Consider the following 21,746-nt stretch of genomic DNA (forward strand, 5'->3'; position numbering starts at 1 on the left):
TCGCCGTCCGGTGTCGGGCGGGCCAGCGCGTCGACGCGTCCACCCGTCGCCCGACCACCAACCCCCATGAAATCGCTACACGATGCTTGATTCATGTTTCACCCCGCCCGGCGCCTATGCGGCATGCGTAGTCGGCGCACGCTTCGGCGGGATTGTGGTAGAGATCGAGCAGTCGGGCCCGGGTGGCCTGCAGCCGATCGAGTAAGGCTTCGAACAGCATCAAGGTCAGCGCATGCCCGAATTTCGGGTCCGCGTCGGCCAATTCGATCAGTGCCGCCGCATCGAACTCGATCGCATCCACCGGTTCACCCGCCACCGCGCCGAAGTGCCAGCGGTAGGGCGGCACCAACCAGGACCAACCGAGTAGATCACCGCTGCCGAGGGTCTGCACGACGATATCGCCGCGCCCCGGAACCGGCGAGTCCAGCAGGATCCGTCCCCGGCGGATCAGCCAGCATCGTTGCGCCGGTTGGCCTTCCACGAAAAGTCGGTGTCCACGCGGATAGGACACCTCGCGTCCGGTCGCGGCCAGCGCGGTCAGTTCCGCCCGGCTCAATGAACCCAGCTGGGCGAACTCGGACAACTCGTCAACCGTGGTCATCGCCGACACCTGCGGCGAGTTCGGCGAGCCGGGCGACCTCGGCGGTCAGATCGATACCGGCCGGGCACCAGGCGATGCACCGCCCACACCCGACGCATCCCGAACTGCCGAACTGGTCGTACCAGGTGCCCAGTTTATGGCTGAGCCACTGCCGGTACCGGCCCGCGCCGGACTGCCGCACGCTGCCCCCGTGCTGATAGGAGAAGTCCAGTTCGAAGCAGGACGCCCACCGCTCCCAGCGTTCGGCGTGTTCGCCGGTGAGGTCGGTGACATCCTCGGTGCTGGTGCAGAAGCAGGTGGGGCACACCATGGTGCAGTTGGCACAGGCCAGGCAGCGGCTCGCGACATCCTGCCAGTGCGGCGACTCCCGGGAATCGCGGACCAGGGTGCGGATATCGGTATCCGGCATGGTGCGGCCCATCCGGCCCGCGGCCGCCGATACCGCAGCGCGCGCCTCGGAAACCTCCGTCGCATCGGCCGGACGAGTGGTGACTTGGGCGAGAATTCGGGCGCCGACCTCGCTGCCGATATCGACAAGGAACCGGTGACCGTCCGCATCGAGGCGCTCGGTGAGGGCGAGGTCGTATCCCGGCGCCACCCCCGGACCGGTGCCCATCGATGCGCAGAAGCACACGCCGCCCGGCTCGGTACAGTTCACCGCGACGATGAAGGGCGTCTGGTCGGCGCCGGGTAGGCCACGGTCATCCCGGGGCTCCGCACCCGGCACCGCGGTGTCGGCGGGCCCGGCCGCCCGCGTTCCGGACGGTCCGACGTACGCGGGGTCGGGATGGGCGCCGCCGCCCAGCACGCGCCCGAGCACCGAGATGGCGGCGAGATCGCAGCCGCGGACGCCGAGAAATGCCATCCGGACCGGAACCTGCTCGGCCGGTCGCGGATTCAGGTCCGGCCCGGTCTCCCATACCTTGCGCCGCGGTGGAAGCAGGAACTGCTTCCACGACCCCGGTCCGGCCGAATGCGCGAATACGGCAGCGTCGGCGCGGCGGTACACCCGGTATCGGCCGGGTGCGGTTTCGACTCCCCAACCGCCGGGTAGCTGCGTCCCGGAGTCCAGTTCGTCCAGCACGATCGCGCTGTCACGCAGCTGGGGCCCGATTACTCGATACCCGTTATCACGCAGCACGTCCACCAGACGGTCGAGACCGGCGCGGTCGATCACCTCGGTATCGCCGGACATCATCGGGGCCTCGTTTCGGTAGGGGCACGGAGTTCTGCATTCGAGTCTTGTCGGGCGCGATACCGGCGACGAGGGGCGAAGGTCCTTCCTACAGCAGGCCAATGCCCTAACAGATGCGAGGAAACTGTGCGCCGACGATCATGACCACGATGCGGCCCGCGCCGATCAGCGTGCGCGCGGTGACCCGGCCGATCACCCTGTTCTGCATACCAGCGGGCACCGACCGCATCGCGGCGGCGCCGGTTCGGCGGCGGCTGCGGCGACGAACGCGACCAGACAACATTGGCCATGTGCAGCGGGGCCAGGCGATATCGGCCACCATGACCGCGCGCGGTTCGGCCGGGCGCGGCCTGGTTTCCGGAGCCGGGCCACGACCACGTCGTTTCCGACATCGCACACCAGCTGATTGCCACCGATGCCCTTCATCGCGACGATGCCGCCCGCGGCGATTACCGCACATGGCCGCTCACAGTGCGTCTTCTCCTGCCGCACTGTACATTTCGTTGTCAGCGTGCCACGCCAACAGGTCCGCTGGCCGGGCGGCCGGTCGGCTCGGCGTGGAATCATCGATTTGCGGGGTCGTGGTACTCGCGCGAACAAGCCGGGCACAGTTCGAATACGCGCAGCGCCGCTCGATCCGACATCGTCGGCGAGCCGATGGGCGAACGGACGGAATCCGGCCCCTGCACGAGGCCATGAACCTCGAGCCCGGTGCGTCAGCACACGTCGACGCCGGCCGCCCGCATCATCGTCTCGGTCGATTCGTACACGGTCGATCATCCATGCGCATCTCCCCACGACGCAGGGTGTCCACAGAGCACTCCAAGGGTCGAAAGTCCCTGACGGTGCGCCCCTTCAGACCACCTGCCACAGACATCAGGCCGTAGTAATCCGGCGCGGCGGGCGGGCAATGTAGGCCCTATACGCCTGCGGCGGGCAGGTATGGCGGCCATCCGCTGCTGGTGCGAACGAAAGGTGGGCCGATGCCGCAGTGGCGAGACTTTCTCGAACGTTTCCGCCCGGCCGGTGCGCCAGGGGCGGGGGCCGGGGTGCCGGTGGATCGGGGCGCCGATGTGGCGGCCGAACTGTTGCCGGTGCTCGCGGTACTCGATGACGTGCAGGCCGAGGCTGAGCGGATTCGGGCAGATGCCGCGGCGTCGGGGCTCCGGATTCGGCAAGATGGCGCTGAGCGGGCCAGAAAGATCGACGAAGAGGCCCGAGCCCGGATCGACGCTGTCGAAGCCGACGCGTACGCCCAGGCGCGGATGCGCGCGGTCCCGGATGATGCGGCGGCGGTGAACGAACTGCGGGCACGCGCGGCTGAGCGGATTCCCGGCTACGTCGATCGAGTCGTGCTGCGGGCACATGCACTGCTCGCGGAGTTGACCGAGGGCACAACACCAACGCCGGGTCCAGGTGAGGCGGCGCCGTGAGCGAGCGAACAATGGACACAGCCGAGCGGCGGCGAGTGAACGAGGCCCATGGTGCGGCTTCGTGTGCGGCGCGGCCAAGCGTCAGCGAGGCGCGGCCATGAGTGCGGGATGGGTGGCGGGCAACGTTCGCGCGCGCGGGATGTTGAAGCGACGTCTCGGAGCAAGGCGGGCACGTGAACTGGCGCTATCGGGTTCGCTGGTCGCCGCACAACGCTTACTCGGCGAAACCGTTCATCAGCCTGGCATTGTCGCCGGCCAGGCGCTCGCGGAGACCGAATATCGGCTCGGGGCGAACCTGCTGTGGCAGCTGCGTGTGCTGGCCGGCTGGCAGCCGAGGAGCGGCGTCGCCATCGTGCGAACACTGGCGGGCGGATTCGACATCGCGGATATCGTCGCTCATGCCCGCATGCTGGCGGGTGCGACGCCGGTGCCGGTATTCGAACTCGGCGCGCTGAGTGTCGCGTGGTCTCGGGTCCGGCGCACCGATTCGCTCGCCGAGTTGCGTTCGGTATTGGCCGGGTCGGTTTGGGGTGATCCCGGTTCGGACACACCTGCCGACATTGCGACCGGTATCCGCCTGACATCGGCGCATCGAATCGCGACGGCGGTACCGGAAGCGGCGCGGTGGGCCGTGGGCGATGCGGCACTACTGGTTGCCCGGCACCAACTGCTCGACCACCGGCCCCTGACCAGGCAGGCGGCCGACACCGCGACGAAACTCCTCGGTCGAGCAGCAATCCGAGCACGGGACTGGGATGCGTTCCAGGCTGCGCTGCCCGCGCGCGCACGCTGGGTGACCGCGGATCTCACCGAACTCGACCAGCTGTGGCGTGCCGAATTCCGGTGGTGGTCGCAGGTCGAGCAGGAGGGGCTGGAACTGCTGCGCAGGCCCGGATTCGGCCCCGCCGCGACGATCGGCGCGGTGGCCGCGCTGTCGTTTGACGCCTGGAAGGCAAGGGCCACAATACAATTCGCGGCCACGGGCGCTACCTCGCCGGAGGTCTACGATGCGCTGGTCTGACGCGTTGACACCGGTGCGGATGCATCGTGTTGCGGTCGTCGCACCGGCCGACGAGGTGCCCGAGGTACTGCTGGCGGTGGCGGAAACGGGGTTGGTGCAACTAGACGACCCGGTCACCGACACCCCGGCCACCGACGATACCGCTGCGCGTCTCGAGCGACTCGCCTCCGCCGCGGTGCGGCGCAATGATGTTGCGGCAGTAGCTGGTTGGTGTCCCTCGTCCGATCTGGCCGCGCTCATCCGGCACTTGACGGTGCTCGATGCGGCGGTGGTCACCCTGCCGTCCCCGCCCGGTATCGACCCGCCGACCACGCTGGGCGGGGCGACGCGACTGGGACGTGCCTTCGCGCCGCTGGTCGGCACCTACGGGGTGGTGCCCTATCGTGACCTCGACCCCACGATTCCGGCCGGCATCGCCTATGTGGCGATGTTCGGAATGATGTTCGGCGACGCGGGCCACGGGTTGCTGCTGATCGCGGCGGCGGCATTGCTGCGCTCCGGTCGACCGCGGCGGCTCGCCGGCGTACGGCGGATGTGGCCCTTCCTTGCCGGCGGGGGTGTCGCGGCAACGGTATTCGGTGTCCTCTACGGAGAGTTCTTCGGTCCGACCGGTGTGCTGCCGGTGGTGTGGCTGGCGCCGCTGACGGATCCGATGCGGCTCCTCGGCGCGGCGGTCGCGGTCGGTGCGGCACTGCTCGGCGTCGCCTATGGTCTGGGCACCGTCAACCGGTGGCGCGAGGGCGGCCTGCGCACGGCACTGTACGCGTCCTCCGGGATCGCCGGTGCCACAGTATTTCTCGGCATCGCCGCAGTGGTCGCCGGAGCCCTGAGCGGGGTCATGCCGTTGTTGTCGGCCGGTGCGGCGTTGGCCGTGGCCGGGCTTTCGCTGGCGGTGATCGGCTTGTTCGCCGAATCCGGTGGCGGAGCAACGGGTGCCGCACAGACCGGGGTGGGCGCATTCGACCTAGTGGTGCGGCTCGGGTCGAACGTCGTTTCATTCGCCCGCCTGGCGGCATTCGGGCTCACCCACGCAGCGCTCGGCGCGGTCATCTGGCAGGCCACCACTGCCTGCGTCGGCGCGGGCGGTCTCGGAATCGTCGCCGCCGTGGTCATTTTCACGCTCGGAAATGTGGTGGCATTCGCGCTGGAAACCCTGATAGCGGGTGTGCAGGCGCTGCGGTTGGCCTACTACGAACTGTTTTCCCGGCTTTTCATCGATGAAGGACGCCCCTTCCGTCCATTGTCGCTTCCCTCTCCCCCGCCCCCGCGGGTTCCCACTCATTCCTCGGAGCGTGCCTCATGACGATCTGGATCGTGGCCCTGCCGGTACTTGCCGTCGCCAGCGTCGCCAGCTCAATGTTGCTGCGTCGGCGCGACAAGCTCGCACGGCGACTGGCCTTGACCGCCAGTTTGGTGGTGCTGGCCGCCAGCGTGGCGGTACTCATCACGACCATGCTTTCGGGGCCCGCGTCGGCCGAAACCCTGGCCGCCGGTCAGGACGCGTCATCCGCCAGCTGGGCGGCGCTGCTCGGCGCGGCCATCGCGGTGGCTGGTTCATCGATCGGAGCCGCGATCGCCGTCGCCTACACCGGGGCCGCGGCACTGGCGGCGTTGAGCGAGCGGCCCGAGCTGTTCGGCCGGGCGATGGTGATCGTCGGTCTGGCCGAGGGCATCGCGATCTACGGACTCATCGTCGCTGTCATCCTGATCGGGAAGGCGTGAGATGAGCGCGATCGTCGCCATCGGCGAGCCCGCGCTCATCGAAGGCTACGCCCTGGCCGGGGTCGATCTGTTGCCCGCCGAGGGCGCCGACGAGGTCCGGCGAGCCTGGGAATCACTCGTGCGGACAACCGGTCTCGTCATCCTGACGGCCGCAGCGGCTGCCCACCTCGGTGACGAGCTGGCCCGCGAGATGCCACTGACGGTGGTGATGCCGATATGACCACGATGGACATCGATCGAGCCCACGAGGCGCTGGTGACGACGGGCGAGGCGCTGTTGCGTCGCGCGCACGCCGACGCCGACCGGACCCTCGAACAGGCGCGGACGGAGGCGGGCCGAAGCATCGCGTGCGCACAGGACGCCGCCGATGACCTCATCGCGCGCGCCCGGGACACCGGAAGACGGCGCGCGGAAACCGAATCGGCCGCCGAACAAGCTCGGGTGCACCGCGCCCAACGGGCGAAAATCCTTGCCGCCCAACGGGACATGTACGAACAGTTGCGCGCCGAGGCGACCGCTGCGGTGCTGAAGATCCGAAATCAGCCGGGCTACCCCAGCGTACGAGACGGGCTGCGCGAGCGGGCGATCGCATTGCTCGGTCCCACCGCGGTCATCACCGAGACTCCCGATGGCGGGATCCTCGGCACGGCCGATCACCGACTGGTCGACCTCCGCCTGACCACGATCGCGACTCGCGCCTTCGAGCGCGTCGAACCGGAGATCGGCGGTCTGTGGGAATGAACACCGCCGGTGACGCGCTTGCCGTCGACCGCGCCGCACGCACCGGTCCGACGCCGGTAGCGGCGGAAACCACCACGGACACAACGATTCTGCGAGTCGCCGGACCACTACTCGAGGTAACCGGCTGCACCGGCGTCGCCATGAACGAAATGGTGACGCTCGGGGAGAATGCGATTCTGGGAGAAGTGGTCGCGATCCGCGACGGCGTGCTGACTGTCCAAGCCTACGAGGACACCGGCGGACTCGGCCCCGGCGATCCGGTGCTGCCGCTGCGGCGACCATTGTCCGCACGGCTGACGCCGGGACTGCTCGGCGGAGTCTTCGACGGGTTGCTGCGACCGCTGTCGAACGCACCGACGTGGCTCGGCCCTGGTACTTATCGGTGGGAAGACGGGCGGCAGTGGACATTCCGCCCGACCGTCGAGCTCGGCACCGAGGTGCACGCAGGCGCTACGGTTGGGGTGGTCACCGACTCCGGTCCAGTCGAATATCGGGTCCTGGTACCGACGGGGATCGCCGGATCGGTCACCGGAATCGCGGCCGTGGGTCGCTATCGCGATGATGCGCCGGTGGCCACCGTCGCGGGCACGCCGATCACGATCGCGGCGGATCGTCCGATCCGGCTCGAACCCCCCTACCTCAGCCGCCGCTCGGCTGTCGAACCGCTGCACACCGGCCAGCGGGTGCTGGACCTGCTCTTCCCGTTGGCCAAGGGCGCCACGGCGGGTGTCCCCGGCGGATTCGGCACCGGCAAAACGGTATTGCTGCAACAGCTGGCGAAGTGGTGCGACGCCGACGTGATCGTCTACGTCGGCTGCGGTGAGCGCGGCAACGAAATGGCCGACATCATCGCCGAGATGGCCACGCTCACCGACCCGCGCACCGGGGGCCGGTTGGTCGAACGTACCGTGACGATCGCCAACACCTCGAATATGCCGATGATGGCGCGGGAGGCGTCCATCTACACCGGGGTCGCGGTGGCCGAATACTTCCGGGATATGGGCTATGACGTCGTAGTAATCGCGGATTCCACGTCGCGATGGGCGGAAGCCTTGCGGGAGTTCGCATCCCGAACCGGGGACCTGCCCGCGGAGGAGGGCTATCCGGCCGATCTGGCCTCGGCGCTCGCGGCTTTCTACGAGCGCGCGGGCGCGGTCACGACGCTGAGCGGGCGGCCCGGGTCGGTCAGCGTGATCGGTGCGATCTCCCCACCGGGCGGTGACCTTTCCGAACCGGTTACCGCGCACACCGAGCGGTTCGTTCGCTGCCGTTGGACGCTCGATCACGAATTGGCCTACGCCAGAAACTATCCCGCGGTTTCCTGGTCGGGATCCTTCTCCCGTGATGCCGAGGCGATCGGCGCGGCCCACGCGGCCGCCGGTGACGCCGAGTGGCGGCAGCGGCGCGGCCGAGTGTTCGATCTCCTCGCCGAATCCGATCGGCTCACCGCGCTGACCGAGCTGGTCGGGGTGGCCGCGCTGCCCGCACCCGAACGCATGCTGCTGCTGGCCGGACAGCTGCTGCGCGAAGCGGTCCTGCAGCAGAACTCGCTCTCGGACAACGACGCCTACTGCTCGGCGGAGAAGACCGCGGCCCTGGTGGACGCCGTGCTTGCGGTGATCGACCAGTGTCTGGCGGTGGTCGAGGCCGGTGCGCCCCCCGGACTGATCGAGGAGCTGGATTTCGGGCCACTCATCAGGGCCAGGGAAGCGTCCGGACCCTACGATGGCGATGCCGCTCGCCGCATCCGCGACAGTACGCTGGCTCAACTGGACGAAATATCGGCCGGGGTGCGGAAATGAACCACGACAGCGGGATCCGCTGGATCCATTACACCGAAGCACGTGAATTGCGCGGACCGCTCGCCGTGGTAGCGGGCGTCGCGGAGGTGGGCTGGGACGAATTCGTCGTACTCGAGCTCGATGACGGCACGCTCCGGCACGGCCTGGTGCTCGAGGTGGACCGCGACGTCGCCGTGGTCGAGGTGCTGGAGGGTACGGCGGGTATCGACCCCGACCACCTGCGGATCGAATTCACCGGCGCGCCGTTGCGAATCCCGGTGGGTGACGGTTGGCTCGGCCGCGTCTGCAACGGCCGCGGCGAGCCGGTTGACGGCGGCCCGCCGATCACCGGAAAGCCGATGGCCGTATCGGGTGCGCCGCTGAACCCGATCCGCCGTGACCCGCCGGCGGACCCGGTGCTGACCGGTATCTCGGTCATAGACGCGCTCACCACCCTGGTACGCGGCCAGAAACTACCGGTGTTCTCACTGCCCGGCCTGCCGCACCTCGAACTGGCCTGCCAGATCGCGGCACAGGCAACGGTTGGCGGCGAGCCGTTCAACGTGGTTTTCGCGGGCATGGGTCTCACCCACACCGATGCCGCCTATGTCGCCGAGGTGCTCGATGAGCGCAGTGCCGCAGGCGAATTGGTGCTGCTACGCAATCTGGCCGACGACCCGGTGATCGAGCGACTGTTGACTCCGCGGTTGGCCTTGACGATCGCCGAACACCTCGCATTCGGCGACGATGGCGGCCGACACGTGCTCGTCGTGCTCGACGATATGACCAGCTATGCCGAAGCGTTGCGGGAGGTCTCGGCCGCGCGCCGCGAAATCCCGGCCCGCCGTGCCTATCCCGGCTACCTCTACAGCGATCTGGCCACGGTGTATGAACGGTGTGGACGGATTTCCGGCCAGCCGGGTTCGATTACCCTTGTGCCGGTCGTGACCATGCCCGGCGGCGATATCACCCACCCGGTACCGGATCTCACCGGCTACATCACCGAAGGCCAGATCATGCTGTCCGGCGATATGCATGCCCGCGGGGTGTATCCGCCTGTCGACGTGCTGTCCTCGCTGTCGCGGCTGATGCGACACGGTGCCGGCCCAGGACGCACTCGTGCCGACCATCTGCCGCTGGCGACCCAACTGCTGGCGACCTTGGCCAGGGCCCGCCAGGTCCGCGATCTGGTCGACCTGATCGGCGCCGATACGTTGACCGCGACCGACCGCGCCCACCTCGATCTCGCGAATGCCTTCGCCGCCGACCTCGTCGATCAACGCCTCGATGAGGTCCGCGATCTCGAATCGACACTCGAGCGAACTTGGCGCGTGCTCGACCGGCTGCCCCGCGGCTCCCTCGCGATGCTGCCCGATGAACTGATCGCGAGATACCATCCGCCCCGGGTCGACGAGGCCAGGTGAATCAGGTTGGCGGCATTGCGAATACCCCCGGGAAGGGCGGGCCGGATGTGGCTTCGGGATCGGCTCGCGGTCGCCGAGCGCGGACTGTCACTGCTCGAGCAGAAGCGGCACATCTTGGAACAGGAACTCGAGCGCGGACAGGCCCGCGCCGACGCGACCCGCGACGTTTGGCAGGCGTCCTGCATCCGGGCGCAAGACCGGCTCCTGTGCGCGAATCTGCTCGGCGGCCAACTGTCGCTGTCGCACGCCATGCCGAGCGGCGGTGCCGACATCACCATCAGCAACGCCACCAGCACCGGCATCAGCTACCCCAGCACCGTCGAATGCCGACTGCCTTCGTGCCCCGACGACACCGCGATCATCGACAGCGCCGCCGTGGCGCACGCACGGACCGCGTACCGGTCGGCCGTAACCGCCGCCGCACAGCATGCCGTGGCGGTCGCGGCGGTCCGCGCCCTCGAGGACGAGCTCACCGCGACACGAATACGGGCGCAGGGCCTGCGCCGCCGCCGGATACCCACCCTGCGCACCGAACTCCGGCGAGTGGAACTCGAGCTCGACGAACAGGAACACGCCGAAACCATTCGACTCAGATGGGTGGCGCAAAGATAGCCGGGCACTGGTACCGATGCCACTCGACACCACAGGACCTCCGCCGGAAGCCGGCGATCGACCGATTGGCTGATCCGATGTTCAGACGGTATCCACGACGGTCGGACATACGGTGTAGGTCTTTCGCGCAGGTTATTTTGAATGGGAAGATTGCAACGGCGCATCGGTACCAAGTACGTCGTTTCCCATCGCGAATCGGGGTAATGCCGCTGTGGACGAGGTTGTCGACTATCGTGCCCTGTTCGAGGCGGCACCGGGTCTTTATCTGGCGCTCGACCCTTCTTTGCGGATTATCGCGGTAACCGACGCATATGTGCAGGCCACGATGACCGAACGGCGGGATATCCTCGGCCGAGAAATTTTCGACGTCTTTCCGGACGATCCGAACGACCCGGAAGCCGAGGGTGTGCGCAATCTGCGTGTATCCCTCGAACGGGTCGTGCACGATCGCATCGCCGATGCCATGCCCGTACAACGCTACGATATTCGCCGCCGCGACGGTTCATTCGAACAGCGGTTCTGGAGTCCCACCAACTCGCCGGTGCTCGACGAAACAGGTCGGCTGCTATACATCATCCATCGGGTCGAAGACGTCACGGAATTCATGCGGTTACAGGCCGCGGGCGCGGCGCAACAGGAGGAAAGCTCGGTGCTGCGCGCGTCAGCGCGGCAAATGGAGCAGGAGGTATTCGCGAGGGCTCGCGAGGTGGCCGAGACGAGTCGCCAACTCAAGGAAGCCAATGCCGAACTCGCACATATGTATGCGCGAGCAAAGGAACTCGACGACCTCAAGAGCCAATTCTTCGCCAATGTCAGCCACGAGTTGCGCACACAGCTGATGCTCATCCTGGCACCCGCGCGAAAGTTGCTCGAGCACGCCGCACTCGATGAACCGTCACATGACGACCTCGAGGTGATCGTGCGCAACGCACAGGTGCTCCTCGGCCAGGTCAACGATTTGCTCGATGCCGCACAGCTCGAGGCGGGTGCGCTGCGGCTGGAATATGCCCGTGTCGACGTGGTCGATTTGGTGCGGCTTTCCGCGGCATTCTTCGAAACGATCGCCCTGGACCGGAGAATCGAGTTCCGGGTCGAGGCAGCGGACCAGCCGGTGTGGGCCGACGTCGATCCGGAGCACGTACAGCGGATTCTGGTCAATCTGCTGTCGAATGCCTTCAAGTTCACCTCGGACGGCGGCAGCGTCCGGTGCACGATTCGTGGTGTCGAAGACCGTATCGTTGTCGAGATCGCCGATAGCGGACCCGGCATACCGGTCGCCCAGCGCGATGCTGTATTCGAGCGATTTCGTCAGGTCGATGGTGGTGCGAGTCGGTTGGTGGGTGGCACCGGGCTGGGGCTGAGCATTGTCCGAGACCTGGCCCAGCTGCACAGAGGTGCCGTCACGATCGCCGACGCACCAGAGGGCGGCGCTCTCATCGTCGTCGAGATACCGCGCGCCGCGCCGGCAGGTACGCCCGTGCTCGGGACCGGGGCGCCGGCGCACACAGCCGGCGCTGCGGCGAATGTGCTCGCCGCGGTGGCAACCTCGGTTGGCGACACGCACGTATCCGCGGCGAGCCGACCGCCCCCGAGTACCGGCCAGCTGTCCTCGATCCTGGTGATCGAGGACAATCCCGACCTGAACAAGCTTGTCCGCGAATCACTTTCGGACAATTACCAGGTGGCCTCGGCCTTCGATGGAGAATCCGGGCTGGAACTGGCGAAGGCCAGTAGGCCGGAGCTGATCGTGTGCGACATCATGATGCCGCGGATGAGCGGAGATGAGCTGCTGGGTCGAGTGCGTTCCGACCCTGATCTGGCGAATACTCCGATACTCATCATCAGCGCCCGCGCCGATGACCAGTCGCGACTGGAATTGGTGCACGCCGGAGCCAACGACTACCTCCAGAAGCCATTCGATGTCGCCGAACTCCGTGCGCGCGTCGACAATCTGGTGCGGTTACGACGAGCCGAAGAGCAGGTGCGGGCCGTGCGATTGATCGACGAACGCGAGCGTATCGCTCGAGAACTGCACAAGACCGTGCTGCGCCGTCTGTTCGATATCAGTTTGAAAATGGGTGCGGTTCGTCCGCTTGCGCGTGTGGCTGCCGTGGCGTCCCGCATCGACGGGACCATCGCCGAACTCGATGCCGTGATGGCGCAGATCCGCACGACCGTCGCCGGACTCGAAACCGAAACCGGGGTGCCGGACGGTTTCCGGGTGCAGGTGCAAGATATGGTCGGCGATGCGGCCGAGGTGTTGGGGGTGGTATCCGAGGTCACCTTCGACGGTCCCGCCGACCGGGTCGAGGCGGCAGTTGTCGATGTCAGCCTGTCGGCCCTGAGTGCGATCCTGACCACGATCATCGCACGCGAAGTGGCCCACGAAATCCAGGTCACCGTCATCGCGGATAGCGACTTGCGCATCAGCGTACGCGAAACGGCAAGCCTACCAGTGGCTTCCGAGCCCACCTCCGACGAGTTCGCGGTGCTCGCCGCGAAACTACCCACCTATTCAGTCGCGTTGACCACCACATCGCCCGCGCCGAACCAGCACGTCTGGACCTGGACGGTAACGGCACCGCCGCGAGACTCGGCGGATTGCGGGGAGAGCACCGCGTGAGGCAGCCGAAAGCCAGGAACAATCCGCCGACCAGGAGGCCAGGACCGCGGCCTTCACGACTTCCATCCCACCTTATGGGCCGTCGGCCCCTGTCCGGGGTGGTCGGCTCGACACATGATCGCCAAGTATGTCCGCGGACTCGGTGCCCGCCGGGCCGTACTGGCCTGCTGTCCGGCCTCGTGGCGACCTGGGTGGTCGCTGGCGCGCTCGGCCTGATCACTGGGGTGCTCGACCTCGTCGGCTGGATCATGGTGCAGCTCATTGTTATTCGCGAATTCAGCTGGTTGCAGCCGATCTGTGTCGCTTTCGGACTCGCCGTGCTGCTGCTCGGCGGCGCACCGCTGCGACGCGGCGGCGTTCGCAGGTGATCACCAACGGTCGAAGGTCACTCGGGAAGCGTCGGTTCGGCTCTGTGCGCCGCCGCGGCCCGGACGTATCGTTGTGATCGTTTCCGCAGGTCATAGGAATCTCAGGAGATCGAGATGCGGGCACGGGTCGTATACGAATCGATGTTCGGCAATACCGCCGCCATCGCCCGGGCCATCGCGGACGGCTTGCGCGCACACAGCGAAGTGGAGGTGCTCAGCGTCGTCGTCGCCGCAGAGATGCCGGAGCCGACATTCAATCTGCTGGTGGTCGGCGGACCCACCCACGCCTTCGGGCTGAGCCGCACGCGAACCCGCCGCGCTGCCGCCGAGCAGACCGACGCGCCGATCGCGGTCGGTATCGGAATCCGCGAATGGCTCGACGCGGCGCTGCCGGTGCCCAGGGGCTCCCGGGCCGCGGCCTTCGGCACAAGGGCCGCCAAACCGCGGTGGCTGCCGGGCTCAGCCGCACGTGGCGCCGGAAAACGATTGCGGCGCTTGGGTTATGAACTCGCCGACGATCCGATGGACTTTCTCGTCGATGGCATGCAGGGCCCACTTGCCCGAGGCGAGCTGGAACGCGCTCGAGCTTGGGCCGAGCGCTTGGCACACACCGAACTCGATCGCATCACGCGTCGGGTCTGAGATCGGAGGATACGACGATGCCCTACCGCATCCTGATCGATGAAGCGCGCCCGCAGACCGTTCTCGAACTGCGGCGCGCCATCCGCGCCGACCATGCGGGCGACGATATCGGCGCCGGGATGCGGGCGCTGTACGAACTGGCGGCTGCCACCGGACTGGCACCGATCGGGCCGCCGTCGACCACCTACCTCGGTGACTTCCGCGCGGACACCTCGACCGAGGTCGACTTCGGCCTGCCGGTCACCGTCGGGCCCGTCGACGACGGCGGCGACCAGGCGACAGTGCGCAGAACCGAGCCGGGGTACTACGCCCGCACGACCCATCGCGGCGACTATCAGCACATCGGCGATGCGTACCGAGCGTTGGAGAATTGGTTGCGCACCTCGTCGTTCCAACCCGTCGGACCGCCAACCGAGGTGTACCTGGTCGCTCCCGACGAGGTCGTCGATGCGCGTGACCTGATCACCGAGATCCGCATTCCGGTCGCATCCGCCGAACTCTGCGTGCGGGTGCCGACCCCGTTCGCCGACACCGTGGCCACCGTACGCGCGGCATTGGCCGAGCAGGGTTTCGGCGTCCTGACCGAAATCGACGTGCGCGCCACCCTGCGGGCGAAACTCGATGTCGGAATGGAGGACTACCTCATCCTCGGCGCCTGCAACCCGAAGCTCGCGCACCGGGCGCTGAGCATCCACCGGCAGATCGGCCTATTGCTGCCCTGCAATGTGGTGGTGCGCACCGACAACGATGCCACCGTCGTCGAAGCCGTCGACCCCGATATCCTCGTCGCCCATACCCAACAGCCCGCATTACGGCCGATCGCAGAGGAAGCCCGCGCCGGTTTGGCCGCCGCCTTGGAGGCGGTCGTCAAGCGTTGCGCCGCACCGGCTTGAGCGGTATCTACTGGCCCGAATGGGATCAGCTGGCGGCGGCCGACTCGAACGGATCGAGCACATCATCCACCGACCGTCGCGGCGTCACCGGCAACGGCAGTGCACTGGTCGGCAGCCAGCCGATTCGCAGGATCGCCTGTGGTTGGGCGACATCGTCGAGCACCTCGAGACGCACCTTGCGGCGCAGGTCCGGTAGCTCCAGCGGTTCGGTGAGCAGGCAGGTGGCCAGGCCGATATTGGTGGCTGTCAGCAGCACCGCACTCATCGCCTCGCCCGCGCGCAACCGCGACAGCCGGTCGTCGGCCGAGGTGCTGAGCACCAGCAGTTCGGCGTAGTCGGGTTCGTGTGCACCGTCGGCCAATGCGGGCGCCGCGAACTCGCGGGCCGGCAGTTCGTCATGCGGCCGCACGCGTGGCACATTCCTGGCGGGCACCCCGTCGTCCGAGCTGTGCCTACCAGACCAATTCGCCAATTCGAAGCGGTACTCCGGATCTCCGGCGTGCCGGGCGGCAGCGGTCCGCATTGTCTCGATCAGCACCTCGCGTGGCTGGTCACTGGCCTGCGTGACGATGGCGCCCAGTGCCGCGGCGCGTTCGGTCACCAGCCCCAGATATCCGTGCGGAATCGGCCACGACGAGTAATGCCTGCGGTCGGTCTGGCGTCTGGAAATGGCAGCGCTCAGTGCGATATCCAGTTGTGTCGGCCGATGCCGCACCAACTCGACCGCGGCCAAGTGGTTCGGATCCGCCGGATTCGGCAGCCGATGCACCACCGCGGACCAGCCGAGCGCCGCGCACGCTATGCGCAGATGATGCAGTGCCGCACCACAACTCAGCACCAGATCGCGCTGATCCGGATCGGTCGCGGCCAGTGCGCGCGCGGGGTCGAGGTACAGGTGGATGGAACGGTCACCGATCCGCCACCGCCACGGCTGAACATTGTGTACCGACGGCGCCCGCACGGCGAGCGCCAGTGCTGCCTTGACGGTGCTGTAATCGGGCAGTCCGTGGTTCATATCGCTTCCTTCGTCGATTTCGACCAACGGTCCCACCGACACACTCCACCGATAAGAGCACGACGGCCCCTCTTGACGGGACTTCGGGCGCCTATAGGTGTGTGCCAGGCGAGAAAACCGAAACCGGAGGACTCTGCGGATCGAGGACCTTCGGCCATCACCGCACACCTGGTCGGTGCGCAACTCTGGGAGCAGTACCCACCCGAGAGGATCCGATCGTCATGCCCGAAGGGTCGCCCGCCGATCTGCGCGAAACCCATACCGGCCTCGTGGTGCTGTGTGGCGATCGTGCATACAAGGTGAAGAAGCCGATCGCTACCGACTTCCTCGACTTCAGCACGCCGGAACTGCGCGAGCGGGCCTGTGTGCGCGAACTGGAGCTCAATCGCCGCATGGCCCCTGACGTGTATCTCGGCGTCGCTCACCTGAGCGACCCGACCGGCGGCACGAGCGAACCGGTGCTCGTGATGCGTCGAATGCCGGACGACCGCAGGCTCACCAACATCCTGGCCGATCCAGGGGCCAGCTCGGAAATCTCAGCGCTGGTCGGAGTGCTGGCGCAGTTCCACCACTCGGCCCGCCGCGGCGCGGAGATCGACCGGGCCGGAACCCCGGAGGCGCTGCGCGACCGATGGCTGGCGCTACTGCGCACCCTGCGGGAGCAACCTGCCGATCTCGTGGCGCCGGAGCTGCTCGCGCGGATCGAAGCGCATGCGATGCGCTACCTGGAGGGCCGAAAATCGCTGCTCACCCGCAGAATCGCCGAGGGTCGCATTATGGACGGACATGGCGACCTCCAAGCCCAGGACATCTTCGATCTGCCCGATGGCTTCCGGGTGCTCGACTGCCTCGACTTCGACGATCGGCTGCGCCACGTCGACTGCCTGGACGATATCGCCTTCCTGGCGATGGATCTCGAATTCCTCGGCCACGACGACCTGGGCACTCGCCTGCTCGACGATTATCAACGCGTGACCGGGGATTCGGCGCCTCCGTCCCTGCGAGATCACTACATCGCGTACCGCGCGCTCGTCCGCGCCAAGGTGAATGTGATCCGCTTCGGGCAGGGCGATGCGACGGCCCGCGACCATACCCGGCGCCATCTGCGGATCGTGGCACACCATCTGGATCGGGCCGCGGTCCGCCTCACGCTGGTCGGCGGACTGCCCGGAACCGGGAAATCAACAGTCGCCGAACACCTTTCGCTGGCCACCGATGCGGTGGCGCTCGGCACCGATACGGTGCGCAGGGAATTGTCCGCGGTCGGCGAGGTGACCGGCCCGGTCGGCGGATATGGCGTCGGACTGTACTCTCCGGCCGACAAGGCCCGCGTCTACGCCGAATTGCGCCTGCGCGCTCGGGCACTGCTCGAATCCGGCCGCTCGGTGATCCTCGATGCGAGCTGGATCGATCCGGACGAACGACGATTCGCCGCCGTGCTCGCCGAGGAGGTGTGTGCCGAGCTGGTACAACTGCGATGCCACTGCCCGCGATCGCTGGCGAACGAGCGCATCCGGCAGCGCCCGGCCGGGGATTCGGATGCGACCCCTGCCATCGCCGCCGCCATGTCCACCGTCGATGCGCCTTGGCCGGACGCTATCGCCCTGGACACCGGCCTGCCCCTCGCCGACACCCTCGATGCGGCATGCCGTGCGTGGCGAATCGGCGCAGAATGGGGACCGACGACCGCGCAGCAGCCGAATCGAACGGGTCAAGGGCCTTTGGTCACCAAGGTGGGGTCCGATGCCGATCCACTGGATCGGACTGCTACGTACGCTGAGTGAATTCGGTTTCCGGGAGAGGTGTAAGACATGATCAGGGTGTTCTTGGTCGACGATCACGAGATCGTCCGCCGCGGTATCGGCGACCTCATCGCCCTCGAAGAAGACCTCGAGGTGGTCGGCGAAGCGAGTACGTTCTCGCAGGCACTCGCCCGGATTCCCGCGCTGCGACCCGATGTCGCCGTTCTCGACGTCCGCCTCCCGGATGGCAACGGTATCGAACTGTGTCGTGAACTGCTGTCCGCCAATCCGGCGCTGCGCTGTCTGATCCTGACCTCGTTCACCGACGAGCAGGCCATGCTCAACGCCATTCTGGCCGGAGCCAGCGGCTATGTCGTCAAGGACATCACGAGCCTCGAGCTGATCGATGCGATCCGTGAGGTCGGCGCTGGTAAATCACTGCTCGACAACCGGGCCGCCGCGGCGCTGATGGCCAAACTACGGGCGGAGGCCGAGGCGAAGACCGGGCCGCTCGCGAGCCTTACCGAACAGGAACGCACGCTCTTGTCCCTGCTCGGCGAGGGGTTGACGAATCGGCAGATCGCGAGCCGGATGTTCCTGGCCGAGAAAACGGTCAAGAATTACGTTTCGCGGCTGTTGACCAAACTCGGCGTCGAACGCCGCACGCAGGCGGCTGTGTTGGCTTCGAAACTGAACGAGCACGAACAGTAGGCGAACGGTCGATTCGTGGTCACTGATCGGACTCGGCGGGCCGATCGTGAAAGAATGTCTGTTATGGAAGGCCTGGAATCCGGAGCGGCTCACGGTAGTAGGCCACCAGTAACGGAGACATTGTCTCAGTTGCGGTTGCGCGAACTGCTGATCGAGGTCCAGGACCGCATCGCGCAGATCGTCGATGTGCGCGACCGGATGGACCGGTTGATGGAGGCCATGCTGGTCGTCACGGCCGGCCTGGACCTCGACAACACGCTGCGCACGATCGTGCATACCGCCATCGAACTGGTCGACGCGGAATACGGCGCGCTGGGTGTCCGGGAGACCGACCCGATGAGCCATCAGCTGGCCGAATTCGTGTACGAGGGCATCGATGACCGCACCCGCGTCCTGATCGGCGATCTGCCACGCGGACACGGTGTGCTGGGCCTGCTCATCGAGCAACCGAAACCCATTCGGCTGGCCAATCTTTCGGATCACCCCTCATCGGTCGGCTTTCCCGAACACCATCCGCCGATGCACACCTTCCTCGGCGTTCCGGTCCAGGTCCGTGGCGAAGTGTTCGGCAACCTCTACCTCACCGAGAAAGCGGGCGGGCTGGAGTTCACCGAGGACGACGAAGTAGTGGTGCAGGCGCTGGCCGCGGCCGCGGGCATCGCCATCGAGAACGCCCGGCTCTACGAGCTGTCCCGCGCCCGCCAACAGTGGCTCGAAGCGACCCGGGATGTGGCTACCGAACTGCTGGTCGCCAGTGAATCGGGCGAGGTTCTCGCACTCGTCGTCCAGCGAGCCCTGGACCTGACCGAATCGGCGTGCACCTTCATCGCCCTGCCCGAGGATCCCGATGTCCCGGCCGAAGAAGTGACCGAGTTGGTGGTGGTCGCGGCTGCGGGCATCGACGCCGAAGCACTCACCGGCGAACGGCTGCCGGTCGCGGCATCGAATTCCGGTGAGGTATTTCGCCAAGGGCGGGTGCTGTCGGTCCAGAAACTGTCATTCAACCCGGTCAGCGATTTCCCTGAATTCGGCCCGGCGCTGATACTTCCGCTGCGAGCCGGACGTTCGGTTATCGGAGTGCTCGCCACCCTGCGTCCGGCCGCTGCGCCCCCGCTCGATACCGCGGCGCAGACGATGATGGCCGCCATCGCCGACCAAGCCGCCCTTGCCTTGCGGCTGGCCGATACCCAGGAGCGTATGCGCGAACTCGACGTGCTCTCCGACCGCGATCGGATCGCCAGGGGCCTGCACGATCACGTCATCCAGCGACTGTTCGCCGTCGGGCTGTCCCTGCAGGGCACCGCGCAGCGGGCCCGAGCGCCCGAGGTGCGGTCTCGGCTGCTGGAGACGATCGACGACGTGCAGGCGATCGTGCAGGATATCCGCCATTCGATCTTCGATCTGCAGAGCAATACCGCCGCGGATTCGTCCAAATATCGCAAGCACCTGCACGGGATCATCGTCGATATGACCGCGGATACCGGGCTGCGCACCACGGTGCGATTGGCCGGTCCGGTGACAGTGCTCGCGCCGCCGCTGTCCGACGATGTCGAGGCGGTATTGCGCGAGGCGGTGAGCAATGTGGTGCGGCATGCGTCGGCGAGCACCTTGTCGGTCGAGTTGAAGGTGCGTGACGATGTCAGCATCGAAGTGAACGACAATGGCGTCGGCGTCCCCGATGACATCGCCCGGCGCAGCGGATTGGCCAATATGGCGGCGCGGGCGAAGGAGGCGGGCGGCACGTTCAGCATCGAGAACCGCCCCGGTGGTGGCGCGGTGCTGCGCTGGTCGGCGCCGCTGCCCTGAGATATTTCGAAACAGGCATATTTCGAAGCTGGCATATTTCGCGCTGGGTCGAGCAGCCACCGCCTTTGGGCCCTAGGGTTCGTGACTTTGGACAGGCGTGCGGGACCCCGCGGAGTTCCTAACCTACGGGTACCGATCGTCGGACCCGAGGGATAGCCCATGACCACCCCGCTCAGCAGCGATCCGCACCGAATCGCCTCGGCCGCAGTGGTTGTCGGTGTCGACGTGATCGTTCGCCCGCGCTGGTCCCGCTTCAGAAAGCCGAGAATCACATGTCCACCAATACCGTCAATCCGCCCGTCCTCGTCGGCGCCGACGGATCCGCCGATTCCATCGAAGCCGTGCGGTGGGCTGCCATCGACGCGGCCCGGCATGGCGCGCCCCTGCACATCATCTATGCGATCGGCGCACCGGTCGACTATGGACCGGGTATCGCCTTCAATCGAATCGACTACGACGTCTATCGCGAAGCCGGTGCGGCCTCGGTAGCGCTCGCACGCAAAACCGCTGTCGCCGTATCGGATTCGATCCACCCGCTCGATATCGAGACATTCGTCGTCGAGGCACCGCCCATCCCTGTACTGTGCGACCGATCGAAGGAGGCCAGGCTGCTGGTCGTCGGCACTCGCGGCCTCGGTGCGTTCCGGCGCGGACTGCTCGGCTCGGTCAGTACCTCGCTGGCCCGGCATGCACACAGCCCGGTCGCGGTGATCCCGGAGACCGTGGCGCCCGAGCGGGCGCTCGGCCCGGTCGTGGTTGGGGTCGATGGCTCCCCGGGCGGCACTCGTGCCCTTGACGTCGCCTTCGATGAGGCGTCGCGGCGCCGCGCGGCTCTGGTAGCGGTGCACACCTGGTCCGAGTTCAATCGCTATATCCCCCGCACCGATATGGCGAACGAGGCCGAGGAACTGCTCGCCGAAAGCCTGGCGGGCTACACCGAGAACTACCCGGATGTCCGCGTCCAGCGAGTGGTCACCGAGGATCGCCCCGCCAAGCGCATCCTCGCCACCGCCGCACGCGCGCAACTGATCGTGGTCGGCAGCCACGGCAACGGCGGCTTCGCCGGCATGACCCTCGGTTCCAACAGCCAGGCCGTCCTGCATGCGGCCGACTGCCCCGTGATCATCGCCCGCCCCAGGGACTGACCGACGCTCGGATCCCGGTCCTGCCAGGTGGCGTTCGCGCCGCTGTCACCAGCGGTAAACCTGCACCACCGAACCGGCGGACACCGGGTGCCGTCTCACCGGCCGCTTACGTGGCCTTGTCGACGAGCCGGATACCGGTGACGATGGAGGGCTCGATTTCGATGACGGTGTCGGTCACCTGGTCTACCCAGGGGTGGAGCAGTTGCTCGTAGCGGGCGATGCGTTCGGGGTCGGTGACCGGGCGGGCGAGCCCGGTCACTACGACCGACCA

The 21,746-nt window shown here is 67.1% G+C and carries 20 protein-coding genes and 2 pseudogenes; 18 read left to right on the forward strand and 4 right to left on the reverse strand.

All coding sequences use genetic code 11. The features are described from left to right. Nucleotides 1-91: 91 nt before the first annotated feature. Both AB0J29_RS32120 and AB0J29_RS32125 read right to left on the reverse strand, forming a co-directional pair. Complete coding sequence (locus tag AB0J29_RS32120) at nt 92-601, reverse strand: cyclic nucleotide-binding domain-containing protein (RefSeq protein WP_364794281.1); 510 nt, start codon at nt 599-601, stop codon at nt 92-94. Beyond that, nucleotides 588-1,799 (reverse strand): 4Fe-4S dicluster domain-containing protein, encoded by a 1,212-nt coding sequence (locus AB0J29_RS32125; protein ID WP_364794282.1) that lies wholly within the window; start codon nt 1,797-1,799, stop codon nt 588-590. The genes AB0J29_RS32120 and AB0J29_RS32125 overlap by 14 nt, the downstream gene beginning before the upstream one ends. A gap of 980 nt (nt 1,800-2,779) precedes the next feature. On the opposite strand from AB0J29_RS32125, the gene AB0J29_RS32130 reads away from it, so the two are divergent. From AB0J29_RS32130 to AB0J29_RS32195, 14 genes and pseudogenes are all read left to right on the forward strand, one after another. Further along, nucleotides 2,780-3,229, forward strand: a complete 450-nt coding sequence (locus AB0J29_RS32130; protein WP_364794283.1) for a hypothetical protein — start codon at nt 2,780-2,782, stop codon at nt 3,227-3,229. A 97-nt stretch (nt 3,230-3,326) separates the two neighbouring features. After that, complete coding sequence (locus AB0J29_RS32135) at nt 3,327-4,250, forward strand: hypothetical protein (protein WP_364794284.1); 924 nt, start codon at nt 3,327-3,329, stop codon at nt 4,248-4,250. Then, entirely contained in the window at nt 4,237-5,553 is a 1,317-nt protein-coding gene (locus AB0J29_RS32140) for a V-type ATPase 116kDa subunit family protein (RefSeq protein ID WP_364794285.1), read from the forward strand. The genes AB0J29_RS32135 and AB0J29_RS32140 overlap by 14 nt, the downstream gene beginning before the upstream one ends. Then, nucleotides 5,550-5,972 (forward strand): ATP synthase subunit C, encoded by a 423-nt coding sequence (locus tag AB0J29_RS32145; protein WP_364794286.1) that lies wholly within the window; start codon nt 5,550-5,552, stop codon nt 5,970-5,972. Before AB0J29_RS32140 ends, AB0J29_RS32145 begins: the two co-directional genes overlap by 4 nt. 1 nt (nt 5,973) lies before the next feature. Beyond that, a complete protein-coding gene (locus tag AB0J29_RS32150) occupies nt 5,974-6,192 on the forward strand; it encodes a V-type ATP synthase subunit F (protein ID WP_364794287.1) in 219 nt (72 codons plus the stop codon). After that, nucleotides 6,189-6,713: a V-type ATP synthase subunit E family protein gene (locus AB0J29_RS32155; RefSeq protein ID WP_364794288.1), complete on the forward strand. Its 525-nt coding sequence runs from the start codon at nt 6,189-6,191 to the stop codon at nt 6,711-6,713. Before AB0J29_RS32150 ends, AB0J29_RS32155 begins: the two co-directional genes overlap by 4 nt. Next, the gene (locus AB0J29_RS32160) at nt 6,710-8,515 is read left to right on the forward strand and encodes a V-type ATP synthase subunit A (RefSeq protein WP_364794289.1); all 1,806 of its coding nucleotides are present in this window, start codon (nt 6,710-6,712) and stop codon (nt 8,513-8,515) included. The genes AB0J29_RS32155 and AB0J29_RS32160 overlap by 4 nt, the downstream gene beginning before the upstream one ends. Continuing rightward, a complete protein-coding gene (locus AB0J29_RS32165) occupies nt 8,512-9,918 on the forward strand; it encodes a V-type ATP synthase subunit B (protein WP_364794290.1) in 1,407 nt (468 codons plus the stop codon). Before AB0J29_RS32160 ends, AB0J29_RS32165 begins: the two co-directional genes overlap by 4 nt. 45 nt (nt 9,919-9,963) lie before the next feature. After that, entirely contained in the window at nt 9,964-10,530 is a 567-nt protein-coding gene (locus tag AB0J29_RS32170; RefSeq protein ID WP_364794291.1) for a V-type ATP synthase subunit D, read from the forward strand. A gap of 211 nt (nt 10,531-10,741) precedes the next feature. Then, the gene (locus tag AB0J29_RS32175) at nt 10,742-13,153 is read left to right on the forward strand and encodes a response regulator (RefSeq protein ID WP_364794292.1); all 2,412 of its coding nucleotides are present in this window, start codon (nt 10,742-10,744) and stop codon (nt 13,151-13,153) included. Nucleotides 13,154-13,332: 179 nt separating this feature from the next. After that, entirely contained in the window at nt 13,333-13,521 is a 189-nt protein-coding gene (locus AB0J29_RS32180) for a hypothetical protein (RefSeq protein WP_364794293.1), read from the forward strand. A 114-nt stretch (nt 13,522-13,635) separates the two neighbouring features. Further along, nucleotides 13,636-14,163, forward strand: a complete 528-nt coding sequence (locus tag AB0J29_RS32185) for a hypothetical protein (protein WP_364794294.1) — start codon at nt 13,636-13,638, stop codon at nt 14,161-14,163. A 17-nt stretch (nt 14,164-14,180) separates the two neighbouring features. After that, nucleotides 14,181-14,636, forward strand: a pseudogene (locus AB0J29_RS32190) (GyrI-like domain-containing protein); the annotation flags it as partial. 30 nt (nt 14,637-14,666) lie between these two features. Beyond that, nucleotides 14,667-15,056: a DUF302 domain-containing protein gene (locus AB0J29_RS32195; protein WP_364794302.1), complete on the forward strand. Its 390-nt coding sequence runs from the start codon at nt 14,667-14,669 to the stop codon at nt 15,054-15,056. A 25-nt stretch (nt 15,057-15,081) separates the two neighbouring features. On the opposite strand, the gene AB0J29_RS32200 is transcribed toward AB0J29_RS32195, so the two are convergent. After that, nucleotides 15,082-16,071, reverse strand: coding sequence for an NAD(P)H nitroreductase (locus AB0J29_RS32200; RefSeq protein ID WP_364794303.1), 990 nt, complete (start codon nt 16,069-16,071; stop codon nt 15,082-15,084). Between the two features lie 221 nt (nt 16,072-16,292). Between AB0J29_RS32200 and AB0J29_RS32205 the strand changes: the two genes are divergently transcribed. From AB0J29_RS32205 to AB0J29_RS32220, 4 genes are all read left to right on the forward strand, one after another. Next, nucleotides 16,293-17,855 (forward strand): AAA family ATPase, encoded by a 1,563-nt coding sequence (locus tag AB0J29_RS32205; RefSeq protein ID WP_364794295.1) that lies wholly within the window; start codon nt 16,293-16,295, stop codon nt 17,853-17,855. A 27-nt stretch (nt 17,856-17,882) separates the two neighbouring features. Beyond that, complete coding sequence (locus tag AB0J29_RS32210; protein ID WP_364794296.1) at nt 17,883-18,524, forward strand: response regulator transcription factor; 642 nt, start codon at nt 17,883-17,885, stop codon at nt 18,522-18,524. A 63-nt stretch (nt 18,525-18,587) separates the two neighbouring features. Further along, entirely contained in the window at nt 18,588-20,330 is a 1,743-nt protein-coding gene (locus tag AB0J29_RS32215; protein ID WP_364794304.1) for a GAF domain-containing protein, read from the forward strand. A gap of 272 nt (nt 20,331-20,602) precedes the next feature. Continuing rightward, complete coding sequence (locus tag AB0J29_RS32220) at nt 20,603-21,475, forward strand: universal stress protein (RefSeq protein ID WP_364794297.1); 873 nt, start codon at nt 20,603-20,605, stop codon at nt 21,473-21,475. A 106-nt stretch (nt 21,476-21,581) separates the two neighbouring features. Here the strand turns inward: AB0J29_RS32220 and AB0J29_RS32225 are convergent. Next, a pseudogene (locus tag AB0J29_RS32225) lies at nt 21,582-21,746 on the reverse strand (pyridoxamine 5'-phosphate oxidase family protein); the annotation flags it as partial.

The sequence above is a fragment of the Nocardia sp. NPDC049707 genome (assembly GCF_040674855.1).
Classification (GTDB): domain Bacteria; phylum Actinomycetota; class Actinomycetes; order Mycobacteriales; family Mycobacteriaceae; genus Nocardia.